Origin of the sequence: Micromonospora sp. ATA51, assembly GCF_016802855.1 — a bacterium.
GTDB lineage: Bacteria > Actinomycetota > Actinomycetes > Mycobacteriales > Micromonosporaceae > Micromonospora > Micromonospora sicca.
The window spans coordinates 1-9,962 of the sequence record NZ_JAEVHJ010000255.1; the positions used below are offsets into that span (position 1 = coordinate 1).

General features: G+C 73.8%; 7 protein-coding genes and 2 pseudogenes. 1 reads left to right on the forward strand and 8 read right to left on the reverse strand.

What is annotated here, in order from left to right; all coding sequences use genetic code 11:
* The 8 genes and pseudogenes from JNW87_RS28610 to aceB all read right to left on the reverse strand — a co-directional run.
* Positions 1-938 (reverse strand): annotated as a pseudogene (locus JNW87_RS28610) (ATPase); the annotation flags it as partial.
* Positions 939-992: 54 nt separating this feature from the next.
* Positions 993-1,466, reverse strand: coding sequence for a hypothetical protein (locus JNW87_RS28615; protein ID WP_238454719.1), 474 nt, complete (start codon positions 1,464-1,466; stop codon positions 993-995).
* A gap of 43 nt (positions 1,467-1,509) precedes the next feature.
* Complete coding sequence (locus JNW87_RS28620; protein WP_375373553.1) at positions 1,510-2,055, reverse strand: ATP/GTP-binding protein; 546 nt, start codon at positions 2,053-2,055, stop codon at positions 1,510-1,512.
* A gap of 93 nt (positions 2,056-2,148) precedes the next feature.
* Positions 2,149-2,487, reverse strand: a complete 339-nt coding sequence (locus JNW87_RS28625; protein WP_109800500.1) for a helix-turn-helix transcriptional regulator — start codon at positions 2,485-2,487, stop codon at positions 2,149-2,151.
* 224 nt (positions 2,488-2,711) lie between these two features.
* Positions 2,712-5,039: pseudogene (locus JNW87_RS28630) on the reverse strand (glycoside hydrolase family 2 protein); the annotation flags it as partial.
* A 48-nt stretch (positions 5,040-5,087) separates the two neighbouring features.
* On the reverse strand, positions 5,088-5,759 hold the full coding sequence (locus tag JNW87_RS28635; protein WP_238454720.1) for an FAD-binding protein: 672 nt from the start codon (positions 5,757-5,759) through the stop codon (positions 5,088-5,090).
* Positions 5,759-7,231 (reverse strand): FAD-linked oxidase C-terminal domain-containing protein, encoded by a 1,473-nt coding sequence (locus JNW87_RS28640; protein WP_109805886.1) that lies wholly within the window; start codon positions 7,229-7,231, stop codon positions 5,759-5,761. The genes JNW87_RS28635 and JNW87_RS28640 overlap by 1 nt, the downstream gene beginning before the upstream one ends.
* 25 nt (positions 7,232-7,256) lie before the next feature.
* The gene (aceB, locus tag JNW87_RS28645; RefSeq protein WP_109805885.1) at positions 7,257-8,840 is read right to left on the reverse strand and encodes a malate synthase A; all 1,584 of its coding nucleotides are present in this window, start codon (positions 8,838-8,840) and stop codon (positions 7,257-7,259) included.
* 614 nt (positions 8,841-9,454) lie between these two features.
* Between aceB and JNW87_RS28650 the strand changes: the two genes are divergently transcribed.
* A partial coding sequence (locus JNW87_RS28650) for a hypothetical protein (protein ID WP_238454721.1) occupies positions 9,455-9,962 on the forward strand: 508 nt, incomplete at its 3' end.

Here is a 9,962-nt window from a genome sequence, read left to right on the forward strand (position 1 = left end):
CAGACCCGGGCGCGCACCCGGGCGGCGACCGCGCGGACCAGCGCCGCCTTGCCGGACCCGGCCGGCCCGCTGAGCAGTACGCCCAGCGAGACGGTGGTGCCCAGCCGGCCGAGCACCTCCCGGTGGTGGAAGCCGAGGTCGAGCAGTTCGGTCAGCTCCTCGGCCTGGGCCCGCAGCCCGGGCAGTTCGTCGACGCTAGGCGCCTCCTCCGGCTCGACCAGTTCGGGCCGGGACTCCGCCGGCGGGGCCCACTCGGTCCCGGCTCCCGCCGGTCGGTTCACCGGGGCCCGGCCGCCGGCCCCGGTCGCGTCGCCGGTCAACCGGCCGCTCGGGTCCCGGCCGGCCGGCCCGGAGCCGCGGGTGGCCGGTCCGTGCTCCCAGCCGACCGTGCTGTCCATGGTGACCAGCGCGCCGGCCTCCGGCTCGACGGCGGACACCGTGAGCAGGGTGCTGGTCCAGGCGTAGCCGATCGTGTTGGCCAGGCTGCGCCGGGCCGCTTCGACCAGGCTGCGGACGGAGGCGTCGGGGAGCACGTCCTGCGGCAGCAGCGAGACGTCGTCCCCGGCGGTCACCACCTTGCCGAGCAGGGCGAGGCGCAGCATCTCCGGGGAGACTGCGGCGACGATCTCCACCGGCCCGGTCAGGGTGACCCGCCGGGCGGGGGTCACCGCCAGCGGGCTCACCGTCACCTGCCCGCCGTCCCGGACGCCGAGGTTGCCCAGCAGCAGGTCGTCGGCGTACAGCAGGGCGGTGCTCGCGGTCTGCCCGGCCGGCGCCGCGATCCCGGCGGTGACCCGCCGGCCGCTCAGCCGGACCGGGTCTCCGGGGCGCAGCGCCAACGCGGTCAGCACCTCGGGGTGCAGGCGGACGACGCCGCGGCGGGCGTCCAGCGCCGCCGGCCGCAGGCACGCCGTCAGGGTCAGGTCGGGTTCCGCCACCCGCCAGACAGTAGCCGCCGGCACCACCCCATGCGGGCCGGTGGGCGCCGGGCGTCAGACCGGGCCGGTGTCCTCCAGCAGCGACGGGTCGCGCCGGATCATCTCGGCCAGCCGGGCCGCCGGGTCCGTGCGCAGCCCGTCCTGACCGGGGGCCGGCACGGTCTGCGCCGACATCGGCCAGACCGGTGGCGGCGCGAGCGTCGACTCGGCGCCGACCGTCACGTCCGGCCCGGGCCAGCAGACCCGCAGTGGGTACGCCTGCCCGTCGTGCTCCACGCGCAGGGTGACGATCAGCCCGGGGTGCTCGGCGACCACCCGGCGTACCGCCTCGGCCACCTCCTCCACCGGGTCCCGGTCGACCGGGCGGGTCCCGCCCCGCAGCCGGTACGCGCCGTGCCCGTCCCGGGGCGACTCGACCCGCCGGGGCTCCTCCCCGGCGGCCTCCTCGTCCGGACCGACGGCCCGGCGTCGCAGCGCCTCCTCGCGGCGGGCCAGCCGGGCGAGCGTCTCGTCCAGATCACCTCTCATCACGTCCACCCCTTTCCATGAAACGGGTCGAATCGACGGTGGTTCAGGCACCCCTCTGCCGGGTCGCCCGGTGCAGCGCGCGGTCCAGGACGGCCAGCAGGGCGTCGCGCACCGAGAGCCGGTCCCGGGCGTCGAACTGCACCAGCGGGACGTGGTCGCCGATCGCCAGCGCCCACCGGATCGAAGCCAGGTCGTGCGCGAGCCGCCCGTCGAAGGCGTTCACCCCGACCACGAAGGGCAGCCCGGCGCGCTCGAAGAAGTCGACCGCGGGGTAGCAGTCGTCCAGCCGGGCGCTGTCCACCACCACCAGCGCGCCGAGCGCGCCGCGGGCCAGGTCGTCCCACATGAAGCCGAACCGCGCCTGCCCCGGAGTGCCGAAGAGGTAGACCTTGAGGCTGCGGTCGACGGTCACGCAGCCGAAGTCCATGGCCACCGTGGTCGTGGTCTTGCCGGAGCGTACGCCGGGGTCGTCGACGCCGATGCCGGCGCTGGTCATCTGCGCCTCGGTGGTCAGCGGGGCGATCTCGGAGATCGCGCCCACCGTGGTGGTCTTGCCCACGCCGAACCCGCCCGCGATCAGGATCTTCACCGGGATCGGCGGCCGGGTGGCCGGGACGTTCGCGGTCGCCCGGGCCGGCGCCGCCGGTGGCCGGACCCGCGGCGTGGCCGAGCGCCGCTCCGGTCACCGGTCCCCTCCGGTGCCGCGCAGCTCGTCGAGGAGGGCGTCCCGGTCGGTGAGGACCGCGCCGAGGATGCGCCGTCCGGCGGCCAGCAGGTCGGCCACGTCGGGGGTGCTGAGCGCGTACATGACGAGAGGGCCGTCGCGGTGGGAGGTCACCATGCCGGCGCGGCGCAGCACGGCGAGCTGCTGGGAGAGGTTGGACGCCTCGACGTCGATCGCCGCGAGCAGGTCCCGGACCGGCTTGGGCCCGTCCTGGAGCAGTTCGAGCACCCGGATCCGGACCGGATGCCCGAGGGTGCGGAACAGCTCCGCCTTCGCCTGGTACAGCGGCACCGACATGAAACCTCCCCGAAGACCTGAAGACTTTAGCACTTGCAGAATTCTTCAAGTCGGTCCGGTGGCGTCAGGACCGAGGGCCGCGCCGAGCCGGGCAGGGGAAGGCGCGGCGTGCCGTGGCCGGCGAGGACTATCCGCGGTGAGCGACATGCCTGAGGGTCATAAATATGACTCTCAGGCATGTCGCTCACGGTGACATCCGCCAGGACGGTCGCCAGGAGGCGTGATCAGTCCGCTGGCGAGATACCGACGGTGATGTCGTTGACGCAGCGCAGCATCGGGCGGGCGGTCAGCGCCGCCGGGTCCAGCGGCGCGTCGGCCCGCACGGTGAAGGTCGCCGACTCCCCCGGCAGCAGGGTGACCAGCGCCTGGTCCACCTGGGCCGACGGGTCGAGCCGGTCGGGAAAGAGCGTGAGATCGCGCAGCACCGACCGGGCGGTCACCCGGACCCGCTGGCCGCCGTCGACCGGCTCGACCACCGCGTCCAACTCCGCCGCCGGCCAGTCGACGTCCCGGTCCTCGGCGAAGAACCACAGCGCCCGCTCCGCCTGGTCGCCGGCCTCGGCGACCAGCACCTCGCGGCGGGCCTCGTCCGGCCGTGCCAGCTCCGCCGGCAGCGCCAGCACCACCGCGCCGTACGCGGGAACGTCAAGCTCGACCGAGGTCTTCGCCCTCGGCTCCCCGGCCAGGGTGAGCCGGGTGATCGTGGCCGCCCCACGCCACGCCGCGCCGGTCTCGTTCACCGCCACCACGGCCAGCCCACCGTCCCGCGGCTGCACGGTGAGCAGCCGGTCGGCGTACGCGCGGCGCAGCGCGTACCACAGCGGCTTGCGCCGGCCGTCGCCGTCGACCGCCGACCAGGAGGTGACCGGCCAGCAGTCGTTGAGCTGCCAGACGATGGTGCCCATGCAGACCGGCCGGTGCGAGCGGAAGTGCTCCACCCCGAGCTGGATGGCCCGGGCCTGGTTGAGCTGCGTCAGGTAGTGCCAGTCGTCGAAGTCGACGGGCACCGGCAGGTGGGCGTCCAACCCGCGCTGGAGTTTCAGGTCCCCGTCGGCGGCCTTCTGGTGGTGCGCCATGCCCGGTGAGTCGTGGGCGAGCGGCTCGTCGGAGATGGCCCGGCGCAGCGTCGCGTACGCCGGGGGCGCCTGGTAGCCGAACTCGGCGACGAAGCGCGGCAGGTACTCCCGGTACTTCCGGTAGTCGTCGGTGTTCCAGACGTCCCAGATGTGCGCGGTGCCGTGCGCCGGGTCGTTCGGGTGCACGTCCTCGCCGCCCGACCAGGGGCTGCCCGGCCAGTACGGCCGGGTCGGGTCCAGCTCGGCGACGATCCGGGGCAGTAGCTCCAGGTAGTAGCCGCGCCCCCAGGTGCGGCCGGCCAGGGGCTCCTGCCAGTCCCAGTCGTGCCAGCCCCAGATGTTCTCGTTGTTGCCGGTCCAGAGCACCAGCGACGGGTGGGCGGCCAGCCGCGTCACCTGCTCCACCGCCTCCGCCTCGACCTCACTGCGGAACGGCTTCTCCTCCGGGTACGCGGCGCAGGCGAAGAGGAAGTCCTGCTGCACCAGCAGGCCGAGGGAGTCGGCCAGCTCGTAGAAGTCCTCCGACTCGTACCGGCCGCCGCCCCAGACCCGGAGCAGGTTGACGTTCGCCCCGACAGCCTGGTCGAACCGTTCGGCCAGCCGCTGCCGGGTCACCCGGTTGGGGAACGCGTCGTCGGGGATCCAGTTGACCCCGCGGACGAAGACCGGCACGTCGTTGACGTGCAGGGCGAACGCGGAGCCGTGCGCGTCGGGGGCGGTGTCGAGACGTACCGAGCGGAAGCCGATCCGGCGGGACCAGGCGTCCAGCGCCCGGCCGTCCTCCGCGCAGAGGGTCACCACCAGGTCGTACAGCGGCTGGTCGCCGTACCCCCGGGGCCACCACCGCTCGGGGTCGCGAACCGTGAGGGTCAGCACGGCCGTGCGCTCGCCCGCCGGGATCGTCACCTCGCCGGCCGCGTCGGCGACCGTGGCGCGGACGGTGACCGGCGCGGCGGCGGCCCGCTCGACCTCGACGTGCAGCTCGACCCGGCCGCTGTCGCCGGCGACGGTGACCACCGGCCGGACGGCGGCGAGCCGGGCGGTGGACCAGCCGTGCAGCCCGATCTCCTGCCAGATGCCGGCGGTCACCAGGGTGGGACCCCAGTCCCAGCCGAAGTTGCACGCCGTCTTGCGGATGAAGTTGAACGGCTCCGGGTAGGCGTTCGGCCGGTCGCCGAGCCGGTCCCGGTGCGCCTCCGCGTAGCGGTACGCCGAGTCGAAGCGGACGGTCAGCGTGTTCCGGCCGGGGCGCAACAGCGACGTGACGGCGAACCGGTGCCCACGGTGCATGTTCTCGGTGCGGCCGACCTCGGTGCCGTTCAGGGTGACCGTGGCGACCGTGTCCAGCCCGACGCAGACCAGGTCCACCCGGTCGTCGTCGCCGGGCTGCCAGGCGAAGGTCGTCTCGTAGACCCAGTCGGTGCGCCCGATCCAGGCGAGCCCGCTCTCGTTGTCATCCAGGTACGGGTCCGGGATCGTACGCGGCGGCGGCCGGCAGCGGGTGCAGCCGGAACGCGCACTCGGTTACCAGCCCCAATGTGCCGTACGCGCCGGTGACCAGCTTGCCCAGGTCGTAGCCGGCGACGTTCTTGACCACCTTGCCGCCGGCGTGCGCGACCACCCCGTCGGCGCGGACCAGGGTGACCCCGATGAGCAGGTCGCGCGCGGTGCCGTAGAGCATCCGGCGGGGGCCGCTGGCGTTGGTGGCGACCGCCCGCCGACGGTGCCGCCGGGCAGCGGCGCGTCCAGGGCGAGTTGCTGGCCCGCCGCGGCCAGCGCGGCGGCGAGCGCGTCGAGGCCGGTGCCGGCCCGGACCACGGTGATCAGGTCACCGGCGGCGTGCTCGACCACCCCCGCCAGCGCGGTGGTGTCGACGATCAGGTCGAGGCGGCGCGGCGGGCTTGCCCAATCCTGTTTCGTCCCGCCGCCGCGGAACGTCACGGCCAGGTCGAGGGCGGCGGCCGCGCGCAGCAAGGCAGCGGCCTGGGCGGTGTCCCGGGGCATGGCGACGTAGCGGGCCGGCACCCCTGCGATCGCGTCCTGCTCACCGGCGGGCCGGACCGGCTCGGGGCCGTCCGGGTTGTCGGTCCGGCCGGCCGCGGCCTGCGACGGCAGGCCGTCGGTGTGCCGACCATCGGTCGTGGTCGTTCCGTCGGCGGCCGCACGGAGGCGGTCGAGGATCGCGTCGGCGGGCATCAGAACACCTCCGCCAGGCCGGCCTCCTGCGCGGGGTGGACCCCTTTGCGCCGGCCGGGGACCTCGCCGCAGAGCCGCGGCGTCGGGAACACCTTGCCCGGGTTGGCCAGCCCGGCCGGGTCGAACGCGCAGCGCAGCAGTTGCATGGTGTCCAGGTCGTCGGCGGTGAACATCCGCGGCATGTACTTCGCCTTGTCCATGCCGACGCCGTGCTCGCCGGTGATCGAGCCGCCGTGCCGGACGCAGAGGTCGAGGATCGCCCCGGAGACCTCCTCGGCGCGTTCGGTCTGCCCCTCGACCGCGGCGTCGAAGAGCACCAGGGGGTGGAGGTTGCCGTCGCCGGCGTGGAAGACGTTGGCGACCCGGATGCCGCGTTCGGCGGAGAGCTCACCGATGCGGCGCAGCACCTCGGGCAGGGCGGTCCGCGGGATCACCCCGTCCTGGACGATGTAGTCGGGGCTGATCCGGCCGACGGCGGCGAACGCGGACTTGCGGCCCTTCCAGAACAGCGCCCGCTCGACGTCGTCGGCGGCGATCCGGATCTCGAACGCCCGGTTGTCCCGGCAGAGCCGCTCGACCTGGTCGAACTGGGCGGCCACCTCCGGCTCCGGCCCGTCCAGCTCGACGATGAGCACCGCCCCGGCGCCGGGCGGGTAGCCACAGTGCACGGCCGCCTCGGCGGCGGAGATGGCGAGTGCGTCCATCATCTCCACCGCCGCCGGCACCACCCCGGCCGCGATGATGGCCGACGTCGCCGCGCCGGCCTGGTCGGTGCTGTCGAAGGCGGCGAGCAGCGTCCGCACCGACTCGGGCAGCCGGGTCAGCCGGACGGTCACCTCGGTGGCGATGCCGAGGGTGCCCTCCGAGCCGACGAACGCGCCGAGCAGGTCGTAGCCGGGGGCGTCGGGGGCGCGGCCGCCGAGGCGTACCCGGTCGCCGTCGGGGGTGACCAGCTCGACGCCGGTGACGTGGTTGGTGGTGAAGCCGTACTTGAGGCAGTGCGCGCCGCCCGAGTTCTCCGCCACGTTGCCGCCGATCGAGCAGATCTGCTGGCTGGACGGGTCGGGCGCGTAGTACCAGCCGTGCGGGTTCGCGGCCCGGCTCACCGCGAGGTTGATCACGCCCGGCTGCACCACGGCCCGCTCGTCGGAGGGCGCGACCTCCAGGATGTCCCGCATCTGCGAGGTGACGATCAGGACCCCGTCGGCGTGCGGCAGCGCACCTCCGGAGAGCCCGGTGCCGGAGCCGCGGGCCACGAACGGCGCGCCGGCGGCGACGCAGGCCCGGACCACCGCGGCGCACTGCGCGGCGTCGGCGGGCAGCGCGACGAGGGCCGGCACCACCTTGTACTGGGCCAGCCCGTCGCACTCGTAGGTGCGCAGCTCCTGCCGGTCGCTGAGCACCCGGTCGGCGCCGACGGCGGCCCGCAGCGCGGCGGCGAGGGCGGTCAGGTCCGTCGTGGTCGTGCTCATCGCCCACCTCCGCGTCGGTTGTCGGTCAGGGCATCCGCTCGTACGCGGGCACGGTGAGGAAGTCGGCGAAGTCGTCGGCGACGGCGACCTCCATGAACAGCGCGCGGGCTTCGGCGTAGTCGCCCGGGTCGCCGGGGAGCTTGCCGATCTCCTCGTCGGCGATCCGCTCGACCAGCTCCCGGCTGACCCGCTCGCCGGTGTCGTCGAGGGTGACGTCGTTGTGCAGCCACTGCCACACCTGGCTGCGGGAGATCTCCGCGGTGGCGGCGTCCTCCATCAGGTTGAAGATGGCCACCGCGCCGGTGCCCCGCAGCCAGGCGGCCAGGTACTGCACGCCGACGCTGACCGCGTTGCGCAGCCCGGCCTCGGTGTGCTGCCCGGGGGTGGACCGGACGTCGAGCAGCTCGGCGGCGCTGACCCGCACCTCCTCGCGGGCGCGGTCGAGCTGGTTCGGCCGGTCGCCGAGGACCTGGTCGAAGACCTGCCGGCAGACCGGCACCAGGTCGGGGTGGGCCACCCAGGAGCCGTCGAACCCGTCGTTGGCCTCGCGGGTCTTGTCGTCGCGGACCTTGGTCAGGGCGATCTCGTTGACCTGCGGGTCGCGCCGGCTGGGAATGAACGCGGCCATCCCGCCGATGGCGTGCGCGCCGCGCCGGTGGCAGGTCCGCACCAGCAGCTCGATGTACGCGCGCATGAACGGCACCGTCATCGTCACCGCGTTCCGGTCCGGCAGCAGGAAGTCCCTGCCCCGGGTGCGGAACTTCTTGATCACGCTGAACATGTAGTCCCACCGGCCGGCGTTCAGCCCGGCGGAGTGCTCGCGCAGCTCGTAGAGGATCTCGTCCATCTCGAAGGCGGCCGGGAAGGTCTCGATCAGCACGGTGGCCCGGATGGTGCCGCGCGGGATGCCGAGCCGTTCCTGGGCGGCCAGGAACACGTCGTTCCACAGTCGGGCCTCGAGGTGGCTTTCCATCTTCGGCAGGTAGAAGTAGGGCCCGGCGCCCCGGTCGAGCTGCCGGCGGGCGCAGTGGAAGAAGTACAGCCCGAAGTCGACCAGGCTGCCGGAGGTGCGCTCACCGTCGACCAGGATGTGCTTCTCGGTGAGGTGCCAGCCGCGCGGGCGTACCACGATGGTGGCCAGTTCGCCGTCGTGCAGCGCGTACTGCTTGCCCTCGGGGGAGGTGAAGTCGAGCTTGCGGTCGATGGCGTCGCGCAGGTTGAGCTGACCGGAGACGACGTTCTGCCAGAGTGGGGTGTTGGCGTCCTCGTGGTCGGCGAGCCACACCTTCGCGCCGGAGTTCAACGCGTTGATGGTCATCTTCGCGTCGGTGGGGCCGGTGATCTCGACGCGGCGGTCGACCAGGCCGGGCGCCGGTTCGGCGACCCGCCAGTCCGCCTCGCGGATCTCCCGCGTCTCGGGCAGGAAGTCCAGCAGCGCGCCGTCGGCCAGTTCGGCCTCGCGCCGCCGCCGGCGGTCGAGCAGGTCCCGGCGGCGCGCGTCGAAGGCGCGGTGCAGATCGGCGAGGAAGGCCAACGCCTCCGGGGTGAGGATCTCGTCGTACCGGGGGTGCATCGGTCCCGTGACCTCGACGCCGGCCGGACTGGTCATCGGCTCGCTCCTCACCGTGACATGTGTCGCGATCTATCCGGTGTGCTCCTGCCGACTGTAGTTCTCGCTGGTCGGGGCCGCGACCTGAGTGACGGCACAGCCACCGGGAGCGGTCGGCCCGGTGCGGCGAACGGTGCCTTCCGGGCGGCGAGCGGCTGCCCGGCACCTTTGACCCTCCATTCTGGACGTACGGCGCCCCCGGGTCGGCGCCGGCACCGGCCACTGTCGCCCGCCGGTCGGTCGCGCGGGCTGACCCTCGGGCGCCGGCCGGCGAAATCGGCGGCACCGGTGTCACCGGACCCGCGTCCGGGTTTCCGACATCGAGGACAGGAGCGGTCGCACCGGGCACACGGCCGCGACGAGCCCGCGGGGCGCAGATCGCCACGGACGGCCCAGGAGGAACCAGAGCTCCAGGGCGTTACGGCCGTCCTGGGTGGGCATTTCCGCCGCTCCCCGGCGGGAGGGGGAACACGTGACGGCAACGAAGATTTCTCATTTACGCCGGACGGGCAACCCAACCCTCCTAGTGTTGGCCACACCGGTGCTAGTCACGGAGTTGGCCACCCGAACGACGTCCCACGCAGACAGCGGACGAAAAGTGAGGGAAGACGCGGATGAAGGCACAGAGAATTCTCGGATCGGCGGCGGTCGGCGTGGGCCTCGGCGCACTCCTGCTCCCGGCCGCCGCGCTCGCGCAAACCACCACCGTCTCACCAGCGACCACCCCGGTCGGCGGGACCGTCGTGCTCACCACGACCTGCAACCCGAACGTGGGTGACGCGATCTTCCGCGTCACCGGACCGAACCGGGACGAGAACGTCCGGTCCACGACCGCGGCGGCGGGCGGCGGCCTGAGCGCCGAACTCTTCACCGCCGGGTTCACCCTCGGGACGTACACGGTCACCACGACCTGCGGCGACGGCAGCAGCGGCGGCTCCGCCCAGTTCACCGTCACCCCGATCGGCGCGCGCCGGCCGCGGCGGCGGCCAGGGACCGGACGCCGGCGTCCTCGTCGCGGGCGGTGCCGCTCGCCGCCGGGCAGTCGCCGGCGGGACGTACGTGCTGCCTGCGCCGCCGGCGCCGCGCCTCCGTCGTCGCCTGAGACGCCGCCACACACCATCC

What these genes read in the sequence shown, in the direction of transcription:
- JNW87_RS28615 (WP_238454719.1), bottom strand. Translation starts at nt 1,466, where the DNA reads ATGAGAGGTGATCTGGACGAGACGCTCGCCCGGCTGGCCCGCCGCGAG.
- JNW87_RS28625 (WP_109800500.1), bottom strand. Translation starts at nt 2,487, where the DNA reads ATGTCGGTGCCGCTGTACCAGGCGAAGGCGGAGCTGTTCCGCACCCTC.
- JNW87_RS28635 (WP_238454720.1), bottom strand. Translation starts at nt 5,759, where the DNA reads ATGCCCGCCGACGCGATCCTCGACCGCCTCCGTGCGGCCGCCGACGGA.
- JNW87_RS28640 (WP_109805886.1), bottom strand. Translation starts at nt 7,231, where the DNA reads ATGAGCACGACCACGACGGACCTGACCGCCCTCGCCGCCGCGCTGCGG.
- aceB (WP_109805885.1), bottom strand. Translation starts at nt 8,840, where the DNA reads ATGACCAGTCCGGCCGGCGTCGAGGTCACGGGACCGATGCACCCCCGG.